Raw genomic sequence first — 25,472 nt, 5'->3', positions numbered from 1 at the left:
TTTTTACAACCTGACTCAAAACGAAGGGTAATTAGAGGGTAACGCCGCTTTTAAAAATAGCCAACTCTCTGAAATCATTACGTTCATTGCAGGTCTGCTTGCCGTTGGCGAACTCAACAATGGTGTCGATAAATTCATCAAGCAACTGCGGCATCGCTTTACCGTGAATGAGCTGACCCGCGTCGAAGTCGATCCAGTGCTTTTTCTTCGCTGCAAGTTCGCTGTTGGTGGCGATTTTCACTGTCGGCACAAAACCGCCATAGGGCGTGCCGCGTCCGGTACTGAACAGCACCATATGACACCCCGCCCCGGCCAGTGCGCTGGTAGCCACTGCATCATTACCCGGCGCGCTCAGCAGGTTCAGCCCGTGCGTTTTCAGACGCTCGCCGTAACGCAGCACGTCCACCACCTGACTGGAACCTGCTTTCTGGGTACAGCCCAGCGATTTATCTTCCAGCGTGGTAATGCCCCCGGCTTTGTTGCCCGGCGAGGGGTTTTCGTAGATGGGCTGGTTATGGGCCATAAAATACTGCTTAAAGTCGTTGACCATCGTCACCAGCTTGTGGAAGGTTTCTTCGTCGCGGCAGTGGCTCATCAGCAGTTGCTCCGCGCCGAACATCTCCGGCACTTCGGTCAGCACCGTCGTGCCGCCATTGGCAATCATGTAGTCAGAAAAACGTCCTAACATCGGATTCGCGGTAATGCCGGAAAGCCCGTCAGAACCACCGCACTCCAGACCAAACTTCAGTTCGCTCAGTTTACCCGGTTCGCGCTTATCGTGGCGCATCGCTTCGTAAAGCTGATGCAGATGCGCAATCCCCGCTTCCACTTCATCGTCCTGATGCTGGCAGATCATAAAATGCACGCGTTCAGGATCGAACTCGCCCAGCGTTTCGCGAAACGCATCGACCTGGTTGTTTTCACAGCCGAGGCCAATCACCAGTACCGCCCCGGCATTCGGATGACGCACCATGTTTTGCAGCATAGTGCGGGTGTTGATGTGATCGTCGCCCAGTTGGGAACAGCCGTAGGTATGACTGAACAGGAAAACGCCGTCGGTGCCTTCGGCGTTATTGGTTTCCTTCAGGAAGCGATTCTGGATCTGCCGCGCGATCCCGTTGACGCAGCCGACGGTCGGCAGGATCCACAGCTCGTTACGTACGCCGACGTCCCCGCTGGCGCGACGGTAGATCTGCACATCGCGATCCGCGGGCTGCGGCGGGAGATCCTGAAACTCAGGTTGATAGCGATACGCATCCAGGTCGCTCAGGTTGGTGCGTGTATTATGGGCATGAATGTGTTCACCCGCCGCAATGTCCGCCAGAGCATGGCCGATAGGCTGCCCGTACTTAATGACGTATTCATCACGCGTAATATTGCTCAACGCAAATTTATGACCACGTGCGATAGCCTGACGTAGCGTTACGGTGTGGTTATCAACGTTCACTTCCGTGCCCTGCGCCAAATCGGCCAGCGCTACCGCAACGTTATCCAGCGCATGGATCTTGATGTATTGCATATCAACCCCGAACCTTAGTTGAGCTCAATGGCGAAGTAGTCACGCGCATTGTTAAAGCAAATGTTTCTTACCATCTCGCCCAACAGCTGAATGTCTGCCGGGGCTTCGCCCGCGTCCACCCAGCGGCCGATCATCTGGCACAGAATGCGGCGGAAGTATTCATGACGGGTATACGACAGGAAGCTGCGGCTGTCGGTCAGCATGCCCACGAAGCGGCTTAACAGGCCCAACTGCGCCAGTTGTGTCATCTGACGTTCCATCCCGTCTTTCTGATCGTTAAACCACCAGCCGGAACCGAATTGCATTTTGCCCGGCATCCCTTCGCCCTGGAAGTTACCGATCATCGTTCCCAGCACTTCGTTATCACGCGGGTTGAGGCAGTAGAGAATGGTTTTTGGCAGCAGGTTTTCTTCGTTCTGCTTGCTGAGTAATTTAGACAGTTCTTCTGCCATCGGACGGTCATTGATGGAGTCAAAGCCCACGTCCGGCCCCAGCAGTTTGAACTGGCGAAGGTTGTTATTGCGCAGCGCGCCGATGTGATACTGCTGGACCCAACCGCGACGGGCATATTCCGCGCCGAGGAACACCAGTACCGCCGTTTTGAACTGCGCCACTTCGTGTTCGCTCAGGGCGTCGCCCGCCAGACGGCGTGCCAGGATGCCGTCCAGTTCGGCTTCATTCGCCTCCGCAAACAGCACCACATCAAGCGCGTGGTCAGAGACTTTACAGCCGTGGGCGGCGAAATGATCCAGACGTTTGGTCAGCGCGCTTTGCAGATCGCTAAAGCGGCGGATGTCGGTATCGGACACTTCACCCAGCTTCGCCATGTAATCATTGAAGGTCGCCTGTTCAATGTTGAAAGCTTTGTCCGGACGCCAGCTTGGCAGCACTTTAATGGCGAAGCTGCTGTCCTGCGCCACCTTCGCATGGTGCTCCAGCGAGTCGATCGGATCGTCGGTAGTGCCGACCATTTTCACGTTCATTTGCTGCATGATCCCGCGCGCGGAGAAGCGATCCTGTGCCAGCAGGTCGTTGCACTCATTCCAGATCTCATCAGCGGTAGACGGTGACAGCAGCTTACCGGTGATGCCAAACGGGCGACGCAGTTCGAGGTGAGTCCAGTGATACAGCGGATTGCCGATGGTATGCGGAACGGTTGCCGCCCAGGCGTCGAACTTCTCGCGATCGGACGCGTCGCCGGTACACAGCCGCTCAGGCACGCCGTTGGTTCGCATCGCGCGCCATTTGTAGTGGTCGCCCTTCAGCCAGATGTCATACAGGTTCGTGAAACGGTAGTCTTCGGCGATTTGCTGCGGCGGCAAATGGCAGTGGTAGTCGAAGATCGGCTGTTCTTTAGCGTAATCATGATACAGGCGGCGGGCAAATTCGGTATCCAGCAGAAAATCTTCAGTCATAAACGGGGTCATTATCGTCTTCCTCTCATCGAGTGCGTCAGATTGCTTATGTTGCGATGCTGACAAAGTTATCACACCAATTTCCACTATCCGAAGATATTTTCGTGAGCCAGATCAATAAACCCTGACAAAAACGTTACCCTTCTGGAGGTAAAAACCGTCCCAGCCCGCGCCACGACTGGCCTTCCTGTAAAGAAATAATGACCCTGCTAAGAATAGCACTTTTGTGATGGCTCTCACCTTTTAAAGTTGTATGACAAGTTATCTTTCTGCCGTCGCGATACATAAGCTGACGGAATGCATTATTACCGATGAATTCATCATCGGATTGACCGGTACGGAAACCGAATGAGCACAACGACTTAATGGCAACGTTCGGGGAGTACCGGCTTTTTTTCGGTTACGCCCTTCGTGAGAAGAACATCCTCCGCCCTACGCTGGATGATGGCCGCGTTCCTGGCGGAAATAACAAAACGATGAGGTTTTACATGCGTAAAATTAAAGGGTTACGTTGGTACATGATCGCACTGGTGACGCTTGGCACCGTGCTCGGGTATCTGACGCGTAACACTGTGGCGGCAGCTGCGCCGACTCTGATGGAAGAGTTACACATCTCCACCCAACAGTATTCCTATATCATCGCAGCCTACTCTGCTGCTTACACGGTTATGCAACCCGTTGCCGGTTACGTGCTTGACGTTCTCGGCACCAAAGTGGGTTACGCGATGTTTGCCGTATTGTGGGCCGTTTTCTGTGGCGCAACGGCACTGGCGGGTAGCTGGGGCGGGCTGGCGCTGGCGCGTGGCGCGGTCGGCGCAGCCGAAGCCGCGATGATCCCGGCTGGCCTGAAAGCCAGTTCTGAGTGGTTTCCGGCGAAAGAGCGCTCCATTGCGGTGGGTTATTTTAACGTTGGCTCCTCTATCGGTGCGATGATTGCCCCGCCGCTGGTCGTCTGGGCGATTGTGATGCACAGCTGGCAGATGGCGTTCATCATCTCCGGCGCCCTGAGCTTTATCTGGGCGATGGCATGGCTGATTTTCTACAAACACCCGCGCGACCAGAAAAAACTGACGGACGAAGAGCGTGACTACATTATTAACGGTCAGGAAGCACAGCATCAGACCAACAGCGCAAAGAAAATGTCGCTGCTGCAGATCCTGCGCAACCGCCAGTTCTGGGGGATCGCCCTGCCACGCTTCCTGGCGGAACCGGCATGGGGTACGTTCAACGCGTGGATCCCGCTGTTCATGTTTAAGGTGTATGGCTTTAACCTGAAAGAAATCGCCATGTTCGCCTGGATGCCTATGCTGTTTGCCGACCTGGGCTGTATCGTCGGGGGCTATCTGCCGCCGCTGTTCCAGCGCTGGTTCGGCGTAAACCTGATCGTGTCGCGTAAAATGGTGGTCACCCTCGGCGCGGTACTGATGATTGGTCCGGGGATGATCGGCCTGTTCACCAGCCCGTACATTGCCATCATGCTGCTGTGCGTAGGGGGTTTTGCTCACCAGGCGTTGTCCGGCGCGTTGATTACCCTCTCCTCTGACGTCTTTGGCCGCAACGAAGTGGCCACCGCGAATGGCCTGACCGGGATGTCCGCCTGGCTGGCGAGCACCCTGTTCGCCCTGGTGGTAGGCGCGCTGGCGGATACCATCGGCTTTAGCCCGCTGTTTGCTGTGTTGGCGGTGTTTGACCTGCTGGGCGCGTTGGTCATCTGGACCGTTCTGCAAAACAAACCGGCCAGCGATGTCGATGCCGGTCCGCAGGTGAATAAACCGGCTACGCAAAGCTAACCTGCAATCCAGAGCCTGTGCCGGAGCGCTTTACCTGCCCGGCTGACCTAAGCCGCCTGCTCCAGGGCGGCTTTTTCGTCTCTGTGAGTGGAGCGAAACTCGCGAAAGTGGTATAACAAATAGAGTCTGCCGTATCATGCCTGGAGCGCATATGGAAATCACTGAACCCCGTCGTTTGTATCAACAACTTGCCGCTGACCTGAAAGAGCGTATTGAGCAGGGCGTCTACCTGGTGGGCGATAAACTGCCCGCAGAGCGTTTTATTGCCGATGAAAAGAACGTCAGCCGCACCGTGGTTCGTGAAGCCATTATCATGCTGGAAGTGGAAGGTTTTGTGGAAGTGCGTAAAGGTTCGGGTATTCACGTCATTTCTAATCAGCCTCGCTATCATCAGGCGGCCGACGAGTCGCTGGAGTTCGCCAATTACGGACCGTTCGAACTGCTACAGGCGCGTCAGCTGATTGAAAGCAATATTGCTGAATTTGCCGCGACCCAGGTGACCAAGCAGGACATCATGAAGTTGATGGAGATCCAGGAGAAAGCGCGCAACGAAAAGTGCTTTCGCGATTCCGAATGGGATCTGCAGTTTCACATTCAGGTGGCATTAGCGACGCAAAACTCCGCGTTGGCGGCGATTGTCGAAAAAATGTGGACCCAGCGTAGCCATAACCCCTACTGGAAAAAACTGCACGAACACATTGATGCGCGCACCGTGGACAACTGGTGCGACGATCACGATCAAATCCTTAAGGCGCTGATTCGTAAAGATCCGAACGCCGCCAAACTGGCAATGTGGCAGCATCTCGAAAACACCAAAATCATGCTGTTTAACGAAACCAGCGACGATTTTGAATTTAACGCTGACCGTTATCTTTTTGCTGAAAATCCGGTGGTTCATCTTGATACCGCCGTCAACGCGGCAAAATAAACGTTCTTTCTCCGACAGGCGCGCCGCTGCGCCTGTCTGCACGCCTGACAGTAAGCGAAAGGTATAAAGTGTCAGCCTGTGTAAATCCTCTCGCCTCACTCCACTACGATAAGCAAAATCAGACCTCAGGGACGCGTAATTTCTATAACGGACTCCGTTGACCTTTGTTACAATTAGATGCAAATCGAATTTATGTTTGTTAGTGCTTGCTTACTTCACCACTTTACAGGGATTAGTTCAGGCCGTGACTTTGCGCCGTTCGCACACCATACAAAAAAGTTGATAAATGATGCGGCATAGCAAACTCCTGAAACCGGCGTGACGTTAACCGATTCACCAGGAATACTGAATGGAACTTTTGACCCAATTACTGCACGCTCTGTGGGCGCAGGATTTTGAAACTCTGGCCAATCCTTCCATGATTGGCATGCTGTATTTTGTTTTATTTATGATTCTGTTCCTGGAAAACGGGTTGCTGCCTGCCGCCTTTTTACCCGGCGACAGTCTGCTGGTTCTGGTCGGCGTGCTGATTGCGAAAGGCGCAATGGGCTATCCGCAAACCATTTTGCTGCTCACCACCGCCGCCAGCCTGGGCTGCTGGCTGAGCTATATTCAGGGACGATGGCTGGGGAATACCCGCACCGTGCAAAACTGGCTCTCGCATCTGCCCGCGCACTATCATCAGCGCGCGCACCATTTGTTCCATAAGCATGGGCTTTCAGCACTGCTTATTGGCCGTTTTATTGCATTTGTGCGTACCCTGTTGCCCACCATCGCAGGGTTGTCCGGCCTTAATAATGCGCGCTTTCAGTTTTTCAACTGGATGAGCGGCCTGCTGTGGGTGCTTATCCTGACCACGTTGGGCTATCTGCTGGGCAAAACACCGGTCTTTCTGAAATATGAAGACCAACTGATGTCCTGCCTGATGCTGCTGCCGGTCGTCCTGCTGGTCTTTGGCCTTGCCGGTTCGCTGGTGGTCTTGTGGAAAAAGAAATACGGGAACCGAGGGTAAGGGATGCTGAAACCGCGCATAACGCTGAAGCAACTGGCCTTGAGTACCGCGTTCCTGCTGGTGCTGGGCAGTCTGCTACTGGTCTGGTCGGCCATTCGCCAGCAGGATTCAACTCTCGCGATCCGCGCCGTTCATCAGGGGGCAAGCGTGCCCGACGGTTTCTCTATCTGGCATCATCTTGACGCCAACGGTATTCGCTTTAAAAGCATCACGCCACAGAAAGATACGCTGCTGATCACGTTCGATTCCAGCGCCCAAAGCGCCGCGGCAAAAGCGGTGCTCGATAAAACCCTGCCGCAGGGCTATATCATTGCTCAGCAGGATAATGACAGCCAGGCCGTACAGTGGCTGTCGCGTTTGCGCGATACCCCACATCGGGTAGGATAATATCGCCAGGAATCCGAATCCCGTCACCCACTTTGGTGATTTCCCCATTTAATGTCTATGATTAATAAAGCGGTGGGTCACTCCATCGCGTTGTCATCTGGATTCTCGTTCCTGACTTCACGGGAACGAATCACAATGGAAGGTTCAAGAATGAAACACCGCATCGCTTTAGCTATTACCCTTTTTGCTCTTAGTGCTGGCAGTTACGCCAATACGCTCTGCCAACAGAAGGAGCAGGATATTCAACGGGAAATCAGCTATGCCGAGAAACACAATAATCAACACCGTATCGATGGGCTGAAGAAAGCGCTCAGTGAAGTTAAAGCCAACTGCACTGACAGTAAACTGCGCGCGGAACATCAGGAAAAGATTGCTGAGCAAAAAGAAGAGATTACTGAGCGTAAACAGGATCTCGTGGAAGCGAAGCAAAAAGGCGATGCGGACAAAATTGCCAAACGTGAGCGCAAGCTGGCTGAAGCAGAGGCCGAGCTGAAAGAGCTGGAAGCTCGCGACTACTAAGCAACCCTAACCCCTTACTCATCTGGAGAAAAACTATGTCGAAAGATACTACTTCGGAACATCTGCGCGCTGAGTTGAAATCCCTGACCGATACGCTGGAAGAAGTGCTGAACTCCTCTGGCGAAAAATCGAAAGAAGAGTTGAGTAAGATCCGTAGCAAAGCCGAACGTGCGCTGAAAGAGAGCCGCTATCGTCTTGGTGAAACCGGTGATGCTATCGCGAAGCAGACCCGTGAAGCCGCTGCCCGTGCAGACGACTATGTTCGCGAAAATCCATGGACTGGCGTAGGTATTGGTGCTGCGGTTGGCGTAGTGCTGGGCGTACTGCTGTCGCGTCGCTAATTATGGCGGACACTCATCACGCGCAAGGGCCCGGTAAAAGCGTTCTGGGCATCGGGCAGCGAATCGTCTCTATTCTGGTAGAGATGGTGGAAACCCGGCTGCGTCTGGCGGTGGTTGAGCTTGAAGAAGAAAAGGCTAACCTCTTTCAGCTGCTGCTGATGCTGGGACTCACCATGCTTTTCGCTGCATTTGGTTTGATGAGCCTGATGGTGCTGGTGATCTGGGCCGTTGATCCGCAGTACCGGCTCAACGCGATGATTGCCACCACGGTCGTACTGCTGGTTCTGGCGCTGATTGGCGGCATATGGACGTTACGCAAAGCGCGTCAGTCCACGCTGCTTCGCCATACGCGGCATGAACTGGCGAACGACAGGCAAATTCTCGAGGAGGAGAGCCGTGAGCGGTAAAGTCGAACGTGCACAGCGTAAGGCCCGACTGCTTAGCGAGATCCAGCAGCAAAGGCTGGATCTTTCAGCCAGTCGCCGTGACTGGCTGGAAGCCACGGGCGCCTACGATCGCGGCTGGAACACGCTCCTGAGTCTGCGTTCATGGGCGCTGGTGGGCAGCAGCGTGATGGCGATCTGGACCGTGCGTCATCCAAATATGCTGGTACGCTGGGCAAGACGTGGATTCGGTGCCTGGACGGCCTGGCGGTTATTCAAAAAGACGTTGAATGCGTAGGCCGAACGCCTTCTGCCCGATGGCGCTTCGCTTATCGGGCCTCTCCTTTTTTCCCCACTTATTGAGCGCATAACCCCCACTGGCACAATACGCCATCGTCGCTGTTCAGCCCCCTATCTTATATTCATCAAAATTATTGAAGAAATTTGACAGTTTTCCTTGCTAACAATTCTCATTACTCACGTTTATGATTCTCTCCATCGACAGCAATGACGCGGAGTACCGCGCCATTGCGCTAAAAAACATAATCAGCAGCCTGAGTGGTTTCCTGGAGAGTAAAATGAAAAAATTAGAAGATGTTGGTGTACTGGTCGCGCGTATTCTGATGCCAATCCTGTTTATTACCGCAGGATGGGGAAAGATTACCGGTTACGCGGGTACACAACAGTATATGGAAGCCATGGGCGTGCCTGGCTTTATGTTACCGTTGGTAATCCTGCTTGAGTTTGGCGGCGGCCTGGCGATTCTGTTTGGTTTCCTGACCCGCACCACCGCCCTGTTTACTGCCGGTTTTACGCTTCTGACCGCGTTTCTGTTCCACAGTAATTTCGCGGAAGGGGTGAACTCACTGATGTTCATGAAAAACCTGACCATCGCTGGCGGCTTCCTGCTGTTGGCCATCACCGGTCCGGGCGCGTTTAGTATCGACCGCGTGCTGAATAAAAAGTGGTAAACGCACTATACTTGATGAACGTAAAACGAGGAGACCTTCTCCTCGTTTTTGCTATCCATACCTAATGGATTTCGCGTTGCTTCGAGTCGGCCTACAACGAAGCGTGTAAAGGAGAGAAACATGGGACAACTGATTGACGGCGTCTGGCATGACACCTGGTACGACACCCAATCCACCGGCGGCAAATTTCAGCGTTCGGTATCGGCATTCCGTAACTGGCTCACTGCCGATGGCGCACCCGGTCTTTCCGGTGAAGGCGGCTTTGCGGCGGAAAAAGATCGTTATCATCTGTACGTTTCGCTCGCCTGCCCGTGGGCGCACCGTACGCTGATCCTGCGCAAGTTAAAAGGGCTGGAGCCGTTTATTTCCGTTTCCGTCGTCAATCCCTTAATGCTGGAAAATGGCTGGACCTTTGACGATAACTTCCCGGCTGCGACAGGTGATACTCTGTATCAACACGAATTTCTGTATCAACTGTATCTACACGCCGACCCGCATTACAGCGGTCGGGTGACCGTACCGGTACTGTGGGATAAAAAGAACCACACTATCGTCAGCAATGAATCCGCAGAAATCATCCGCATGTTTAATACGGCGTTTGATGCGCTGGGCGCCAAAGCAGGCGACTACTACCCTGCCGATCTCCGCGGTAAGATCGACGAACTGAACGGCTGGATTTATGACAACGTCAATAACGGCGTTTATAAAGCTGGTTTCGCCACCAGCCAGCAGGCCTATGACGACGCGGTTAACAATGTCTTTACCCATCTGGCGCGCCTGGAGCAGATCCTCGGTCAGCATCGTTTTCTTACCGGCGATCGCTTAACTGAGGCGGATATTCGTCTGTGGACCACGCTGATCCGTTTTGATCCGGTGTACGTGACGCATTTTAAATGCGACAAGCATCGCATCAGCGACTATCTCAACCTTTACGGCTTCCTGCGCGATATTTACCAGATGCCGGGGATTGCGGAAACGGTGAATTTTGACCATATTCGCACGCACTACTTCCGAAGCCATAAGACCATCAACCCGACGGGGATCATTTCCATCGGTCCGTGGCAGGATCTCAGCGAGCCTCACGGGCGCGACACCCGCTTCGCGTAACACCCTGCCGCCATCCGCGGATGGCGGCGCTTCTTTCTTTTTCTGCCTACCTGGCCTCATTCCGTTCACAAATATTTACCCCCCGATCATTCGCAGCTATTCTTAATTTGATTGCTTTAAAAACAAGTGATTGACCCAAGGTTGAGGCGAAAATGGATTGGTATTTAAAAGTTCTACGAAACTACATCGGGTTCGGTGGTCGCGCCCGGCGCAAAGAGTACTGGATGTTTATTCTGGTCAACGTCATCTTAACGTTCGTTCTGGGCGTGCTGGATAAAATCCTGGGCTGGCAACGCGCAGGCGGAGAAGGCGTACTCACAACCCTGTATGGGATCCTCGTGTTTCTGCCGTGGTGGGCGGTTCAGTTCCGACGCCTGCACGACACCGATCGATCTGCATGGTGGCTGTTACTGTTACTCATTCCCGTCATCGGCTGGCTGGTTATTATTATCTTTAACTGTCAGGATGGTACGTCTGGCGAAAACCGCTTCGGCCCGGATCCGAAAACCCTGCCATAAGAACCCAAAAAGGCAGAAAAAAACGCTGCCTTTTTAATTTTTATACGGTAAATATTCTTTTTGTTGTCTGTGCGTTTATCCATTCACATCTTATTTATATCTAATCATATTATTATTAATACGAATATTAACATGAAATATTCCTAAGTTTGCATAATAAAAATGACCTCAGCGATATAGCGTGATATATTTCTGCGACTTTTTTAGCACTAATAAGGATATTTAATGGATTGGTATATAGGTGTATTAAAAAATTATGCCCTTTTTACGGGACGTGCGCGCAGGAAAGAGTACTGGATGTTTGTGTTGATCAACATGATCATCAGCGCAATTCTGAACGTTATTCAAGCCGTTATCGGCATGGAAACGCCGTACATCACGATAATTTATAGCCTCGCCGTTCTGCTGCCGAGTATTGCCGTGGCGGTTCGCCGTCTGCACGATACCGAGCGCTCTGGCTGGTGGTTGCTGATTAGCCTGATTCCGATTGTCGGGGCGATTGTGCTTATCGTCTTTATGTGCCAGAACGGCACCGCCGGAAATAACCGTTTCGGCGCAGACCCTAAGCAGGGTGAGATTAATTAAGATTTTTCGGGGCAATATATTTGCCCCGAATTTCATTGTTCCAGCAAATATTACTTTCCAATAAACAGTTTCGGAATCTCACGCAGACACCAGGCTTTCGCCTCGCCCATACTGTCTCGCCGCCAGGCCATAATAATGTCGATCTCACTGGTCGATTCAGGACTGACAACCCGCAGTCGCCCTTCAGCGATATCGTGTTCCACCAACGGATAAGGCATCGTCGCCACCCCAAGCCCCGCCAGCAGCGCCTGACGCTTATCCTCAATCGTACTGACGGTAAGACGCGGCTGCTTATCCAGCAGTTGTACGGTCAACACCGGACGCTCGCGGGCGGTATCCGCCACCGCCACGCCGCGATATTTCACGCGCGTCACTTCAGAAAGCGGTTCTGGCTCCTGATGGATAGGGTGATCCGGCGCAGCCACATAAACATTCATCAGAGTGTATAATTTGCGCGAATTGATTTCTGACGACGAGCGAAAGTGCATGTCCGGGGCGATAACGATATCTGCCCGCCCCTGCTCCAGACGTTCCCAGGCGCCTGCCAGCACTTCGGTAATGACCGATAGCTGCGTGTTGGCTTTGGCCGCCAGCTTGTCGATAAGCGGGAAAAAGGACGGCGTCGGCACCAGCGCTTCCGTTACAATGGTCAAATGCGTTTCCCATCCCCGGGCCAACGCTTCGGCATCGGTAGTCAGTTTATCCGCCGCTTCGAGAAGAACGCGGCCTCTTTCCAGCAACATGCGTCCGACATTGGTGAATTTTGTGCGGTGACCGGAGCGGTCAAACAGCACCACATCCAGTTCCTCTTCCAGCTTCTGCATAGTGTAACTGAGCGCAGACGGCACGCGCCCCAGTTCATCCGCCGCCGCCGCAAAGCTGCCGCGACGGTCTATCGCATCCATCACGCGCAACGCTTCGAGCGTTAATGCCCTTTCTTTGGCCATATCGTTCTCATTCAGGAAATTTGAACATACCGGGCAGAATATCTGGCTAACAATGTAGCGTCCAGCCCCTTAACATAAAAGGGAGTAAAGAGAGGTCAAGAATTATGATTACTACCCGAACAGCCAAACAATGCGGACAAGCGGACTACGGATGGCTGCAGGCCCGTTACACTTTTTCCTTTGGACACTACTTCGACCCGAAACTGCTGGGCTACGCCTCACTGCGCGTACTCAATCAGGAAGTGCTGGCGCCCGGCGCCGCTTTTCAGCCGCGCACCTACCCGAAGGTGGATATTTTAAACCTGATTCTGGAAGGGGTTGCCGAATATCGCGACAGCGACGGCAACCATGTCCAGGCCAAAGCGGGCGAAGCGCTGTTGCTCGCCACGCAGCCGGGTATTAGCTACAGCGAACATAACATCAGTAAGGACAAGCCGTTAACACGCATGCAGCTGTGGCTTGACGCCTGTCCTGAACGCGAAAACGCGTCTGTGCAGAAAACCACGCTTGAAAAAGCGAAGCAACAGCTGATCGCCTCTCCTGACGGCGAGAATGGCAGTCTGCAACTGCGTCAACAGGTGTGGGTGCATCATGTTGAACTGGAAGCGGGAGAATCCCTGCGCTTTCAACTGCATGGTCCCCGTGCCTATCTGCAGTCGATTCACGGTACGTTTCACGCGGTCACGCACGATGAAGCCCGCGAGGCGCTGACCTGCGGCGACGGCGCGTTTATTCGTGATGAAGCTAACATAACGCTCGTCGCCGATTCGCCGCTGCGCGCTTTGCTGATAGATTTGCCGGTGTAGCCGGTAAATGGAGTTGCTTATGAGTAAGAAAATCAAAAAACAGGCTGCCGCGAAACCTACCGCGGCAGCAGAAACCCCGGTCGCTTCCCGTCGTTTTGGCTACGAGGAGATGTTGACCGAGCTGGAGGCGATTGTCGCCGACGCCGAAGTGCGGCTCGCCGAGGAAGAGGCCACCGCCTGACCCCTTCCGCCTGTTGCCTCCCTTACTGCGCTTTACGGGCCATGATCTCGATGATCTGCTTGTCCGTTTGCTGCATAGAATGACACGCCAGCGCGCACAGGTTGGAAATGGACTGTTCCACGTTGTGCGCCACGATGCCTTCGTTGCCGGTTACCGCCGTGTCGTCCAGCGCCATCAACACGGCTTTCCACGCTGCCGACGCGCTGGTCGACACCTTCATCGCACAACTGTTTGACGCACCGTCGCAAATCATCCCACTAACGTCGCCGATCATGCTGCCGATCGCCATGGAGATGGTGCTGTAGCGCCCATCCACCAGCCACGCCATCCCCGCCGCCGCCCCCATTGCCGCCGTAGTCGCCGCACACAAAGCCGACAAACGCGGAAGCTGATGATGGATGTAGATCGCGCTCAGGTGAGAAAGCATCAGCGCGCGCGCCAGTTTTTCCTCGTCGGCGCCGAAGTGCTCCGCCACCACCATCACCGGTACCGTGGCGGTAATCCCCTGATTGCCGGAGCCGGAGTTGCTCATGGCCGGCAGCGTCGCCCCTCCCATGCGCGCATCGGACGCCGCGCTGGTGCGGATAATAATCGCCGTAGAGAGATCGTTCGCCAGCAGCCCCCGTGCGCACTGTTTTTCCAGCGTCGCGCCGATGTGCAGTCCCCAACTGCCGCGCAGCCCTTCCTGCGACAGCGCGCCGTTGAGCCGGGCAGCGTCGAGAATGAAACGAATGTCGTCAAACGGGACGTTATTCACAAACGCCAGAATCTCCTCGAGCGAGGTCGTGGACAACACCGCCAGCGGAGAGTCCTGCTCATCGCCGTCCGTCCGCGTGTCCTGAGCAAACTTCACGCCAGCGTGCGTTTCGATGCGCACGATGTTGGTATGCCCGCCGACGATGGTCACGCAGGCCCAACCGTCGCGGCTGTAGACCTTCGCACGGGAAAAAAGGATTTCGTCGCAGGGCTGTTGCAGCATCACCGATACCTTTCCGGCGCTCAGCATCGCTTTCGCGTCATGGATAGCTTGTGCGGAGGCGTCTTTCAGCACCTCCAGCCCGGCCTGACTGTTTCCGCCCAGCGCGCCGAGCGCGGCGGCGATAGGCAGTCCTACCATTCCGGTTCCGGGAACCGTTACGCCCAGCCCGTTTTTCATCAGGTTTGGCGAGACCCAGGCGTCGATACGTTCAACCGCGCCATCCAGTTCGGCTGCGGCAACCGCCGCCGCCAGCGCCAGTGAAATAGGTTCCGTACAGCCCAGCGCCGGTTTGACTTCCTCCTGTACGGCGAGGATAAAACGCTGCCACAACGGATTTTCTGTAGTCTCAAACATAACAACAACCTTCAAAGTCAATCAGGAGAATGCCAGGAACGGAGATACGCACAGCAGCAAACCGGTGACGATAATCAGATACAACGACGCCCCTTTGTATTTGTGCAGTGCAGGAACTTTGTAAACCAGCCAGGCCGGGATCAGACAGCCCACCATGCCGAAAATGGGGCTACAGATTGAGGTAAAGCTGAGCACCGGCGCATTGAGCACAATGGCGCTCCAGGCCAGTAAAATGGCGAACAGCATAATGCCGCGCTGCACCAGCGTTTCGTTGATCTTCTCGGCGGGCATTTTGCGGCGCAGGATGTTCATCACAATCCCCTGGGTAGCCTCACGAAAGCCCAGGTAAACGCCAAAGAACGCGGTCATTACGGCAAAAATATTGAGGATCACGCTGACCACTTTTACCCAGCCTGCGCCCGCGCCACTAATAAACTGTGCGGCGATCGCCAGCGCGGAAATGTTTTGCTCATAAGCTTTCACCGCTTCATCGTGACCCATCGCCAGCGTAAAGGAGACGGCGTAGAAGAAAACGGTCACAAACAAAATGCCGAAGGCGATGTTCATCGCGCGCAGCGCTTTGTGGCGCGCGACCTCAATGGATTTTTCGCGGGAGCGATAGGAAATCACCATCGGGCTTAAGGTCTGAATAAACAGGATTGAGGTCAGGGTAAACGGCAGCGTGATGATCGCGTTTTTCACCAGCAGCGCCATCGGCGGCAGCGCGCCAATATTGTACAAATGCCACATCCCCACCATCGACACGCCCAGCGCCGCGACCACCAAAAGTTTGGTCAGCACCATACCGGTGGAGATTTTGAACAGCAGTTTCTCACCGCGCGAGGAGATGGCGACCAGGATGCAGATGAGCACCAGACCATAGAACGGGCTGTCGGAGAGTAATCCTTCCGTGACGCCAAAGGTATGCAGATAAGAGGCGCTGTCATTGGTGATTGCGGTGGAATAAACAAACATCCAGATCACCAGCATCACAAAATACAGCGCGCCCAACAAAATACCCCAGTTTTTGCCGAGGTAGCCGCTGATAACGCTCGGATAATCTTTACATTCCGGCGATTCCGCCAGGGTGTTAATAAACAGTCGTTGGAACAGATACATTGCCGGGTAGCCAATGACCGAAGAGAGCAGGAAGACCCATAACCCCATCAGCCCCACCTGGACCGGGAGAAAAACAATCCCCGCGCCAATTGCCATCCCGATACTCATAATGACCCAGCCGGTGTCGGTGCTGTCGAATTTGATCGCTTCACGCCATTCGCTTTCGGTCATACCGGCCCGGCGCGCCGGGCTGGAGGCACCAGGTATCACACTGCTGTTCGTTGCCGTTTCCATAAAATTCTCGCTCAATATGTAGGGTAAGTTTTTATATTTTTGTCGTGCCGCATCAGGGCGATACGCGGTACAGGTGTGCAGGCGAGTTGTTAGTATGAAAAAAATCATACGCCCGGGCGCAGAGAAAAACTTCACAAACAAACCCCTGTATTTTCCCTGTGTTAAGAAAAATTTTCCCCTTAACCGCACCTTAAAGGCATTAATTTCTTAATTTGATAGCGATCACAATAAAAAAAGCACACCGAAGTGTGCTTTTTTTACCGGACCGGGGCGTAGGCTAACTGCAGACCACCTTGATCGCCAGCCCGCCGCGTGACGTTTCGCGGTATTTGTCGTTCATGTCTTTGCCGGTTTCGTACATAGTTTCAATGACTTTATCGAGCGACACGCGCGGCTGCGAAGTGCGACGCAGAGCCATGCGCGCGGCGTTAACCGCTTTTACCGCATTGATCGCGTTGCGTTCAATACAGGGGATTTGCACCTGTCCGGCCACCGGATCGCAGGTTAAGCCGAGGTTATGTTCCATGGCGATTTCTGCCGCTATGCACACCTGCGCCGGACTCCCGCCAAGCAGCTCCGTCAGCCCTGCCGCCGCCATTGACGCCGCTACGCCGATCTCTCCCTGACAGCCCACCTCCGCGCCGGAGATCGACGCATTCATCTTATATAGCGCGCCAATAGCGCCTGCCGCCAGCAGGTAGCGAGCGATAGAATTGGCGTTCACCGGACGGCGAAACTTATCGTAGTAGGCCAGCACCGCCGGGATAATCCCGCACGCCCCGTTAGTGGGCGCTGTCACCACACGTCCGCCCGCGGCGTTCTCCTCACTGACCGCGAGGGCGAACATGTTGATCCAGTCAATAACGTTCATCGGATCGCTGGAAAGATTATCGCTGGACACCAGCAAGCGCCGCAGCGCCACCGCCCGCCGCGGTACGTTGAGCGGACCGGGCAGTACGCCTTCGGTATTCATGCCTCGCTCGATTCCGGCGTGCATAACGTCCCATATACGGGCAAATCCGTCGTCGATTTCCGCCTTACTGCGCAGCGCCAGTTCGTTTTGCATCATCAGTCCGGAGACCGACAGCCCGTTGCGCTCACACAGCCTGAGCAGTTCGCTCGCCGAATGGAAATCGTAAGGCACAGGGGCTTCGACATCGTGGGCCTGACCAAAATGCTCTTCATCGACGATAAACCCACCGCCAATCGAATAGTAGGTTTTACTCAACAACCGGCGCTGGTGTTCCCAGGCGCTGATGCGCATACCGTTTTCGTGACGGGGAAGCGTTTCGCCGTGAAACAGAATGCTGTCCGTCACCGGAAAATCAACGACATGCGCGCCTTCCGCCAGCGGCAGACGCCCGCTGCGAGTGACCGCCTCTATAAACCCGGGAATGGCGTCAATATTGACGTTTTGCGGACTGTTACCCGCCAGCCCCATGATGATGGCGGTATCGGTAGCATGGCCTTTTCCGGTCAGCGACAGCGACCCATACAGATCCACCGTGATGCGCGTTGTACGCAGCAAGTCACCGCTGTTGACCAGTTGATCGATAAAACGCTTACCTGCATTCATTGGCCCTACGGTGTGGGAACTGGAAGGACCAATACCTATTTTAAAAATATCGAATGCGCTAATCATATCTACACCCTCGGAATGCCGTTCAGTGGAGACCAGGTTTGATACGCATTATGACCAGGGGCGATCGGCTGACCGCCCCGATAATGTTACATCGCCTGGGTGAAAGTCCGCGAGATGACATCCTGCTGCTGCTCGCGGGTGAGCGCGTTAAAGCGCACCGCATAACCGGAAACGCGAATCGTCAGGTTCGGGTAGCTTTCCGGATGTTCGATGGCATCCAGCAGCATTTCCCGGTTCATGACGTTGACGTTCAGATGCTGACCGCCTTCCACATGCGCTTCATGATGGAAGTAGCCATCAAGTAGCCCGACCAGGTTGGTTTTCCGCACCGGATCTTCTTTGCCCAGCGCCGCTGGCACAATGGAGAATGTGTACGAAATACCGTCTTTGGCATAGGTGAATGGCAGCTTCGCCACGGAGGTCAGCGAGGCGACCGCGCCTTTGCGGTCGCGTCCGTGCATCGGGTTGGCTCCCGGCGCGAACGGCGTACCGGCACGGCGTCCGTCCGGCGTATTCCCGGTTTTCTGCCCGTACACCACGTTTGAGGTAATGGTCAGAATGGACTGGGTCGGCACCGCATTGCGGTAGGTCGGCAACACCTTAATTTTCTTCATAAAACGTTCGACCAGATCGCAGGCGATACTGTCGACGCGCTCGTCGTTATTACCGTATTGCGGGTAGTCGCCTTCGATAACAAAATCGACCGCCAGACCGTTATGGTCGCGCACCGGTTTTACCTTCGCGTATTTGATGGCGGAAAGGGAGTCCGCCGCCACTGACAGCCCGGCAATACCGCAGGCCATAGTGCGATACACGTCGCGGTCATGAAGCGCCATTAACGAGGCTTCATAGCTATACTTGTCGTGCATGTAGTGAATGATGTTCAGCGCGCTGATGTACTGCACCGCCAGCCAGTCCATAAAGTGGTCGAGGCTTTCCATCACGGTGTCGTAATCCAGCACATCGTCCATCAGCGGCGCGGTTTTTGGCCCAACCTGGATTTTCAGCTTCTCATCCACGCCGCCATTGATCGCGTACAGCAGCGTTTTGGCGAGGTTGGCGCGCGCGCCGAAGAACTGCATCTGCTTACCGATTACCATCGGGCTAACACAACAGGCGATCGCGTAGTCGTCGCTGTTAAAGTCGGTACGCATGAGATCGTCATTTTCGTATTGCAGCGACGACGTGACGATAGACACTTGCGCAGCGTACTTTTTAAAGGCCACCGGCAGCGCTTCCGACCACAGCACGGTAAGGTTTGGTTCCGGCGCGGGTCCCATAGTGTGCAGCGTATGCAGGTAACGGAAAGCGTTCTTCGTCACCAGCGTGCGACCATCCAGCCCCATCCCGCCGATCACTTCCGTCGCCCAGATCGGATCGCCGGAGAACAGGGTGTCGAATTCCGGCGTACGCAGGAAGCGCACCATGCGGATCTTCATAATGAAATGATCGATCAACTCCTGCGCCTGTTGCTCCGTCAGGATCCCCGCCTTGAAGTCACGTTCAATGTAGATATCGAGGAATGACGCGGTACGCCCCAGCGACATCGCGCCGCCGTTTTGCGACTTCACTGCCGCCAGGTAGGCAAAGTAGAGCCACTGCACTGCTTCCTGAGCGTTGCGCGCCGGACGCGAGATATCGAAACCATATTTTGCCGCCATCTCCTGCATTTGCAGCAGCGCGCGGCGATGTTCCGCCAGCTCCTCGCGCAGACGGATGGTGGCTTCGAGATTTTGCCCCCACTCCAGGTTTGACTGGAGATCGGCGAACTGCAGTTCACGCTCGCGCACCAGATAGCGGATGCCGTACAGCGCCACGCGGCGGTAGTCGCCAATGATTCGCCCGCGGCCATAGCCGTCCGGCAGACCGGTCAGGACGCCGGATTTACGGCAGCGCAGCATGTCCGGCGAATAGGCGTCGAAAACCCCCTGGTTGTGGGTTTTTCGTAGCTCGGTGAACAGGTATTCGAAGTGTGGGTCCATCTCGCGACCATAAGCCTCAAACGAGCTTTTGATCATATTGATGCCGCCAAACGGATGCAGGGCACGCTTGAGCGGTTTGTCCGTTTGCAGACCGACGATTTTTTCCAGCGACTGCTCGATATAGCCCGCGTCATGCGCGGTAATTGTCGTGGCGATGTTAGTGTCGAAATCAACCGGCGCATGGGTCGCGTTTTCGATGCGAATCCCCGCCATCACCTTTTCCCACAGCGCCGTTGTGGCTGGCGTCGCTTCCGCGAGGAAAGATTCATCCCCTTCATAAGGCGTATAGTTGTGCTGAATAAAATCACGGACATTAATTTCTTCTTTCCAGTCCGTACCTTTAAAACCCTGCCATGCGTCGGCGTACAGCATATCGCTGGTATCGATATTTACCTTCATGAAAAATAATCTCTCTACAGAACAACAATGAATTAAGCGAGTTCCACTGGCGCGTGAATACGGCCTAACTGGATCGCATCAAGCGCAATCATTTTTTCTTCATTGGTCGGAATAACGGCGCACATGACCCGGGCATCGCTGGCGGAAATAATGCGTTCGCCGTGGGAATTCGGCAGGCTATTTCTGTCACTGTCGAGCGTAACGCCCAGCACCGCCAGACGCTCTGCTACCAGGCGACGAATTAAGACCGAGTTCTCGCCGATACCGCCGGTGAAAACAATGCCGTCCAGGCGATGTAACGACGCTGCATGCCCGGCGATATGGCGGGCGATACGGTGGACGAACGTTTTGATCGCCAGTTGCGCCCGCGCGTGTCCTTCATGCCAGGCTTTTTCCAGCACTCTTAAGTCGGACGATAAACCCGAAATTCCCAGCAGACCGGACTCTTTGTTGACCACCCGCTCCAGATCGCTCAGGGTCTGACCGGTTTCGCTGGCGACCCACGCCATCGCCCCGAAGTCGACATCGCCGCTGCGGGTGCCCATCATCAGCCCTTCCAGCGGCGTCATGCCCATTGAGGTGTCCACGCTCTGCCCGTTACGAACCGCGCAGACAGACGCGCCATTGCCAAGATGCGCCACCACCAGACCTGAATCGTCATCAGCAAGATCCAGCAGCGCATGCGCCCGCAGAGACACATAGCGATGTGACGTGCCATGAAAGCCGTAACGCCGCACGCCGAGTTGTTCGTAATATTTCCACGGCAGGCCGTACAGGTAGGCCTCAGGCGCCATCGTCTGATGAAAACTGGTATCAAAAACAGCGACCTGCGTGACGCCGGGAAATAACTGCTGTGCGGATTCTATTCCGCTCAGATTCGCATAGTTATGTAACGGCGCTAACGGTGAAACCCGGCGGATATTGTCGATGACCTCATCGGTAATAATGGCCGACGCGGTAAAGATATTTCCACCGTGGGCGATGCGGTGGCCAATTAAGGCCACGCTGTCGTTTAAATTACGTTTTTCCAGTTCGAAGGCGATCGCCTTTAATGCCCCTTCGTAGCTGTGGTGAGCCAGCGTTGCTGGCTCTCCTCCGTTTACCGACAAGAAGGCGCTTTCAGTGTTAATGCCGTCAGCAATACCTGCCATTAAAACGTCGCAGTTTGTTGCATCCAGCACTGAAAACTTAATTGAAGACGAACCGCAGTTAATCACCAGAACTACAGGAAATTCAGTCATTTCACTACTCCGCTCATCCTGAGCCTAAGGCTTAAAACAGTTTGTACACGATGTTCAGGATGGTCAGCAGACCAATGACGGTGACAAACACGTTATCCAGACGGCCACGGTATTTCGCCAGCGAAGGCGCTTTACGAATGGCGTACATCGGCAGCAGGCAGAGCAGCGAGGCGATAATCGGCGCGCCCATCGCTTCAATCAGGTCAAGAATATTCGGGTTGGCATAGGCCACAACCCAGGTGGACCCCATGATAAAGATCATGCTGAGGGTATTGAGTTTACCCATCGAGACTTTAGTTTTATCGCCCTTATAGCCAAACTTAAGGATCAGACCGTTCAGCCCTTCCAGCGTGCCCAGATAGTGCCCGAAGAACGATTTGAAAATGGCGACCAGCGCGATAATCGACGCGCCGTATTCCAGCGTGGTCGCGAACGTTGACTTAGTACCGGACATTGAGGCGAAGTGGTTCGCCAGGTAAGAGAGCACAGGGATGTTCTGCGCTTTCGCATCCGCCATGTTTTGCGGCGAGAGCGTAAACAGGCAGCTGAAGGCGAAGAACATTACTACGGCGACCATCAGCATGCTGGCGCGGGAGATGATCTGTGAACATTTCTGCTCGGTAAAGTCGCGGCCAAAATCTTTCTCATACTCTTCGCGCTTCGACACCACGAACGAGGAGACGATCGGCGAGAAGTTAAACGAGAACACCATAATGGAGATACCGAGCCATACGGTGACCAGAATGCCATCGTGACCGGTCAGCGCGATGTTGCTCAGATCGACCTGATCGATCACCGCCGAATTCCAGTACGGGATCAGCGACAGTGAAATCAGCACCAGGCTGGCGATAAACGGCCAGACCAGATAGCTCATCACTTTTACCATCAGATCTTTACCAAACCAGATGACAAACGCCATCAGCAAGAGCAGGAACAGCGCCACAAAGCCGCGGTTCAGGGCTGGCAACTGCAACTGGTTTTCCCAGAAGGTCATGAAGGTGTTGGTAATGGTCACGCCGTAAATCCACAACAGCGGACAAATGGCGAAGAAGTAGAGGAACGTGATCACCACGCCGCCCGTCTTGCCAAAGTGCTCTTCTACCGTTTCCGTAATGTTACCGGACGGGTTCGAGCCGGACAGGCACAGGCGCGCCAGCGCCCGGTGGCAGTAAAAGGCGATGGGGTACGCCAGCACCAGCATCAGTAGAATGGGGATCAGGCCGCCAAATCCGGCGCGAATGGGGAAGAACAGCACTCCGGCGCCGATGGCGGTACCAAATAATCCCAGTGTCCAGGTGGTGTCCGATTTACGCCAGGACGACTGTTTTGTCTGGCTGGATACAATGCTATCAGTAGTACTCATATCCTATCCTCAACGAAAAGATGAATAGCCGGTGTTAAGCGTCTGCTAAACCCGTTATTTGCGATACACGAGAAAGATCGATATTGCCGCCAGAAATAATGCTGACCGTTTTTCTGTTCTGGATATAGCTATCTAATTTCCCGCTTAATAAAGCGGCACAAGCCAGTGCGCCAGCGCCTTCTGTCACCACTTTATTGCGCTGAATTAAGGCAATCATGCTGTTGCGTATTTCGTCTTCGCTCACGAGGACTATGTCATCCACTAATTCACGCACAATTTCGTAAGTTAAATTACCCGGGCGGGAAACGTCACAACCATCCGCCAGGGTGCCGGTCGTTCGGTGCGTGGTTATTTCTCCGGCCTGATAAGATGCCGCCATACCGTGTACGTTTTCAGCCTGAACGCCGATGACTTTAATTGTCGGGTTAATGGATTTAATCGCGATGGCAATCCCGGCAATTAAACCGCCGCCGCCAATAGGTACAATAACGTTATCGACGTCATAAAGATCCTCCATGATTTCCAGACCAATTGTGCCTTGCCCGGCAATGACTTTCGGATCGTCATACGGTGGAATAAAAATACGGCCTTCGGTTTCTACAATTTCGCTGACCTTGGCGATGGTGTCGTTAAAGTTATCCCCGTGCAGCACCACCTCCGCGGAGTAGTCGCAGGTCGCGGCAACTTTTGATTTCGGCGCGCCTTTTGGCATCACCACTTTGCCGTCAATACCGAGCATCGCGCAGGAGAGCGATACGCCCTGCGCGTGGTTGCCCGCGGAACAGGCCACCACGCCCTTGCGTTTTTCCGCATCCGTCAGCGAACTTAACTTGTTAAACGCGCCGCGGATTTTAAAAGAACCGGTACGCTGCATATTTTCGAACTTGAGAAATATTTCACCTTTACAGCGCTCACTAAAATAGTTCGAACGCGGCATGCCTGTTTTATATATTTTTCCTGCCAGGCGTTTTTTGGCTTCGAGGATATCGTCAATGGCAACCGGTAGATCGTAAGTAATGTGCATTGTAACCTCTTACTTATTGTAAAGTAATAAATGACCGTGACCAACGGCTGAAATACAGCGCGATGGCGTTAATATTGGATTAACTAAATTTAATTGGGTTAATCGATTTCAATTAATTGCTTTCGTCTGCGACCTTTATAAGATGAATACTCTTTCGCTAATTCCACCAACACCGAGGCGGCTTTTTTAATACGATAATTTTTAGACCATATTGCAGCATATCGCGCAATGGGTAATGATTCTTCTACAGGGAGCGTAATAAACTGGTTTGAACCAAAAGGCGCGGTCATGTCACATGGAATAACAGTTAAAAAATCGGCATTAAGAACAAGATTATAAATGGTGACGACAGAGTCGGTTTTAACGATGTTTTCAATACTGATGCCATTTCTTTGCAGGGTGGTGAGGAGTTCGCTGTAGTAGCCCATATTCGTTTGTGGCAGCACCCACTGTTCGTTTTGCAACGATTCCAGCGTGGTGGTGCCGGTGCATGTTCGGGACTTATTCGCCACCAGCACGAACTCTGACTCGAACAACGGCTCGACATGGAGATCCTGTAACTTCATTTCATCGCTGAGCGTGCCAATAGCAAAGTCCAGTCGTCCGTCGCGAATCGCTGGCAGAAACGAGGAGAGCTGCGCCTCATACATAGAGACCTGCGATTTCGGGTAGACCTCTTTGAACTTCTGGATCATATCGGACATAAAGGTAAATCCAATCAGCGACGGGAATCCGAAGGAGACGTCCACCACCGCGCTGTCGGTCATGCTGTTCATCTCATTCACCATGTTTTTCATCTCGCGAGTGATGGACTCTGACCACGAGAGTAAAACCTGCCCTGCGTGGGTTAAGGTGACGCCGGTGTTTTTCCGTACCACCAACTCAACGCCGAAATACGCTTCAATATCGTTAATGATTTTACTGACCGCTGGTTGAGTTAACCCTAATTCTTTCGCCGCAGATCCGATCGAACCACTTCTGATTACTTCCTGAAAGACCACCAACTGCTGAGTTTTTGGGAGAGCAAACGTATTCATATCGACCTGCGCAAATAACTTTGTTGACGGCGTGGAGTGTAACAAATTACGTAATGGGGGATATGTGCGACCACTCACAAATTGCCTTGCCATTATTTTATGAAGCTGGCAAATAAATTATTAAATTTATATTTTTCAGACAGTTATATAATTACAATGTCGCTTTAGTCTGATTTTAGTCAAAAAAATAGGGGGGGATAACAATATTTTATGGCGATAACATCGATAAACTTGTGGTTATTTTCAAAATCGGCGAATGATGATATTTCAATCAATTATCGTGCAATTAACGTTCAAATATGTCATTAAATTTAATGTGCAATTTATCAAATATAATTATATATAAAACATAAATGACGTTAAATATTGTGGCATATCACATTTTTTTGCCGTATTTGTTTGTAAATAAACATTACTTTTATCAATAATTAAATATAAGCATACAATTCATTATCATTACAAACAAACCATTAACACTAGTTTTTATAGATTTTATAGCAAGTAATTTTGTGAAGGCGATCGTTTGCTTTTTGTTTCTGTCGCCAAAAGAATCAAATCCAGCGTTTTGTGTTTCCTGTCACATATCAGGAAATCTCTTGCGTTCAATACGCTCCTCTGCCGAATGGTTATCCTTGTGGACAGGCATTCATCTGCTTCACAAAAGCAAAAACCCCGCCTGATGGGGGGGT

The 25,472-nt window shown here is 53.3% G+C and carries 25 protein-coding genes; 14 read left to right on the top strand and 11 right to left on the bottom strand.

Annotated elements, in window-relative coordinates; translation table 11 throughout:
* Nucleotides 1-31: 31 nt before the first annotated feature.
* Complete coding sequence (locus CSE01S_RS21270) at nucleotides 32-1,519, bottom strand: UxaA family hydrolase (RefSeq protein ID WP_042292919.1); 1,488 nt, start codon at nucleotides 1,517-1,519, stop codon at nucleotides 32-34.
* A gap of 14 nt (nucleotides 1,520-1,533) precedes the next feature.
* Complete coding sequence (uxaC, locus tag CSE01S_RS21265; RefSeq protein ID WP_042292917.1) at nucleotides 1,534-2,946, bottom strand: glucuronate isomerase; 1,413 nt, start codon at nucleotides 2,944-2,946, stop codon at nucleotides 1,534-1,536.
* Between the two features lie 476 nt (nucleotides 2,947-3,422).
* Here uxaC and exuT point away from each other — a divergent pair, with 476 nt between their 5' ends.
* From exuT to CSE01S_RS21205, 12 genes are all read left to right on the top strand, one after another.
* A complete protein-coding gene (gene exuT / locus CSE01S_RS21260; protein ID WP_042292977.1) occupies nucleotides 3,423-4,724 on the top strand; it encodes a hexuronate transporter ExuT in 1,302 nt (433 codons plus the stop codon).
* 151 nt (nucleotides 4,725-4,875) lie between these two features.
* Nucleotides 4,876-5,652, top strand: coding sequence for a transcriptional regulator ExuR (exuR, locus tag CSE01S_RS21255; protein ID WP_042292915.1), 777 nt, complete (start codon nucleotides 4,876-4,878; stop codon nucleotides 5,650-5,652).
* 349 nt (nucleotides 5,653-6,001) lie between these two features.
* Nucleotides 6,002-6,664, top strand: coding sequence for a DedA family general envelope maintenance protein YqjA (gene yqjA / locus CSE01S_RS21250; RefSeq protein WP_042292913.1), 663 nt, complete (start codon nucleotides 6,002-6,004; stop codon nucleotides 6,662-6,664).
* A 3-nt stretch (nucleotides 6,665-6,667) separates the two neighbouring features.
* Nucleotides 6,668-7,051, top strand: a complete 384-nt coding sequence (mzrA, locus tag CSE01S_RS21245) for an EnvZ/OmpR regulon moderator MzrA (RefSeq protein WP_042292912.1) — start codon at nucleotides 6,668-6,670, stop codon at nucleotides 7,049-7,051.
* A 150-nt stretch (nucleotides 7,052-7,201) separates the two neighbouring features.
* Nucleotides 7,202-7,570, top strand: coding sequence for a DUF1090 domain-containing protein (locus CSE01S_RS21240; protein ID WP_042292909.1), 369 nt, complete (start codon nucleotides 7,202-7,204; stop codon nucleotides 7,568-7,570).
* A gap of 35 nt (nucleotides 7,571-7,605) precedes the next feature.
* Complete coding sequence (locus CSE01S_RS21235) at nucleotides 7,606-7,911, top strand: ElaB/YgaM/YqjD family protein (RefSeq protein ID WP_042292907.1); 306 nt, start codon at nucleotides 7,606-7,608, stop codon at nucleotides 7,909-7,911.
* A gap of 2 nt (nucleotides 7,912-7,913) precedes the next feature.
* Nucleotides 7,914-8,318: a phage holin family protein gene (locus CSE01S_RS21230; protein ID WP_042292904.1), complete on the top strand. Its 405-nt coding sequence runs from the start codon at nucleotides 7,914-7,916 to the stop codon at nucleotides 8,316-8,318.
* A complete protein-coding gene (locus tag CSE01S_RS21225) occupies nucleotides 8,308-8,592 on the top strand; it encodes a YqjK-like family protein (RefSeq protein ID WP_042292902.1) in 285 nt (94 codons plus the stop codon). Before CSE01S_RS21230 ends, CSE01S_RS21225 begins: the two co-directional genes overlap by 11 nt.
* Nucleotides 8,593-8,872: 280 nt before the next feature.
* On the top strand, nucleotides 8,873-9,265 hold the full coding sequence (locus CSE01S_RS21220; RefSeq protein ID WP_003024847.1) for a DoxX family protein: 393 nt from the start codon (nucleotides 8,873-8,875) through the stop codon (nucleotides 9,263-9,265).
* A 120-nt stretch (nucleotides 9,266-9,385) separates the two neighbouring features.
* A complete protein-coding gene (locus CSE01S_RS21215) occupies nucleotides 9,386-10,372 on the top strand; it encodes a glutathione S-transferase family protein (protein ID WP_042292899.1) in 987 nt (328 codons plus the stop codon).
* Nucleotides 10,373-10,524: 152 nt separating this feature from the next.
* Entirely contained in the window at nucleotides 10,525-10,890 is a 366-nt protein-coding gene (locus CSE01S_RS21210; protein ID WP_042292897.1) for a DUF805 domain-containing protein, read from the top strand.
* A 225-nt stretch (nucleotides 10,891-11,115) separates the two neighbouring features.
* Nucleotides 11,116-11,475, top strand: a complete 360-nt coding sequence (locus CSE01S_RS21205) for a DUF805 domain-containing protein (RefSeq protein ID WP_042292895.1) — start codon at nucleotides 11,116-11,118, stop codon at nucleotides 11,473-11,475.
* Between the two features lie 50 nt (nucleotides 11,476-11,525).
* Here the strand turns inward: CSE01S_RS21205 and yhaJ are convergent, their stop codons facing one another.
* Nucleotides 11,526-12,422 (bottom strand): DNA-binding transcriptional regulator YhaJ, encoded by an 897-nt coding sequence (yhaJ, locus tag CSE01S_RS21200; protein WP_042292892.1) that lies wholly within the window; start codon nucleotides 12,420-12,422, stop codon nucleotides 11,526-11,528.
* A 104-nt stretch (nucleotides 12,423-12,526) separates the two neighbouring features.
* Between yhaJ and CSE01S_RS21195 the strand changes: the two genes are divergently transcribed.
* Both CSE01S_RS21195 and CSE01S_RS23285 read left to right on the top strand, forming a co-directional pair.
* Nucleotides 12,527-13,228, top strand: coding sequence for a pirin family protein (locus CSE01S_RS21195; RefSeq protein WP_042292890.1), 702 nt, complete (start codon nucleotides 12,527-12,529; stop codon nucleotides 13,226-13,228).
* Between the two features lie 19 nt (nucleotides 13,229-13,247).
* Complete coding sequence (locus tag CSE01S_RS23285) at nucleotides 13,248-13,409, top strand: protein YhaL (protein ID WP_167333871.1); 162 nt, start codon at nucleotides 13,248-13,250, stop codon at nucleotides 13,407-13,409.
* A gap of 22 nt (nucleotides 13,410-13,431) precedes the next feature.
* Here CSE01S_RS23285 and CSE01S_RS21190 read toward each other — a convergent pair whose 3' ends face one another.
* The 8 genes from CSE01S_RS21190 to tdcA all read right to left on the bottom strand — a co-directional run bounded on the left by CSE01S_RS21190 (nucleotide 13,432) and on the right by tdcA (nucleotide 24,783).
* Nucleotides 13,432-14,742, bottom strand: coding sequence for an L-cysteine desulfidase family protein (locus CSE01S_RS21190; protein WP_042292887.1), 1,311 nt, complete (start codon nucleotides 14,740-14,742; stop codon nucleotides 13,432-13,434).
* 21 nt (nucleotides 14,743-14,763) lie between these two features.
* Complete coding sequence (locus tag CSE01S_RS21185) at nucleotides 14,764-16,095, bottom strand: SLC5/6 family protein (RefSeq protein WP_042292974.1); 1,332 nt, start codon at nucleotides 16,093-16,095, stop codon at nucleotides 14,764-14,766.
* A 277-nt stretch (nucleotides 16,096-16,372) separates the two neighbouring features.
* A complete protein-coding gene (gene tdcG / locus CSE01S_RS21180) occupies nucleotides 16,373-17,737 on the bottom strand; it encodes an L-serine ammonia-lyase (RefSeq protein WP_042292885.1) in 1,365 nt (454 codons plus the stop codon).
* An 86-nt stretch (nucleotides 17,738-17,823) separates the two neighbouring features.
* Complete coding sequence (tdcE, locus tag CSE01S_RS21175; protein WP_042292881.1) at nucleotides 17,824-20,118, bottom strand: 2-ketobutyrate formate-lyase/pyruvate formate-lyase; 2,295 nt, start codon at nucleotides 20,116-20,118, stop codon at nucleotides 17,824-17,826.
* A 32-nt stretch (nucleotides 20,119-20,150) separates the two neighbouring features.
* The gene (tdcD, locus tag CSE01S_RS21170; protein ID WP_042292878.1) at nucleotides 20,151-21,359 is read right to left on the bottom strand and encodes a propionate kinase; all 1,209 of its coding nucleotides are present in this window, start codon (nucleotides 21,357-21,359) and stop codon (nucleotides 20,151-20,153) included.
* 31 nt (nucleotides 21,360-21,390) lie between these two features.
* Complete coding sequence (gene tdcC, locus CSE01S_RS21165) at nucleotides 21,391-22,722, bottom strand: threonine/serine transporter TdcC (RefSeq protein WP_042292876.1); 1,332 nt, start codon at nucleotides 22,720-22,722, stop codon at nucleotides 21,391-21,393.
* 34 nt (nucleotides 22,723-22,756) lie between these two features.
* Nucleotides 22,757-23,746: a bifunctional threonine ammonia-lyase/L-serine ammonia-lyase TdcB gene (tdcB, locus tag CSE01S_RS21160; RefSeq protein ID WP_042292873.1), complete on the bottom strand. Its 990-nt coding sequence runs from the start codon at nucleotides 23,744-23,746 to the stop codon at nucleotides 22,757-22,759.
* Between the two features lie 98 nt (nucleotides 23,747-23,844).
* Nucleotides 23,845-24,783, bottom strand: coding sequence for a transcriptional regulator TdcA (gene tdcA, locus CSE01S_RS21155; protein WP_042292871.1), 939 nt, complete (start codon nucleotides 24,781-24,783; stop codon nucleotides 23,845-23,847).
* Nucleotides 24,784-25,472 lie beyond the last annotated feature (689 nt).

The sequence above is a fragment of the Citrobacter sedlakii NBRC 105722 genome (assembly GCF_000759835.1).
Classification (GTDB): domain Bacteria; phylum Pseudomonadota; class Gammaproteobacteria; order Enterobacterales; family Enterobacteriaceae; genus Citrobacter_A; species Citrobacter_A sedlakii.
This window is presented reverse-complemented; position numbering and strand designations above follow the sequence as displayed.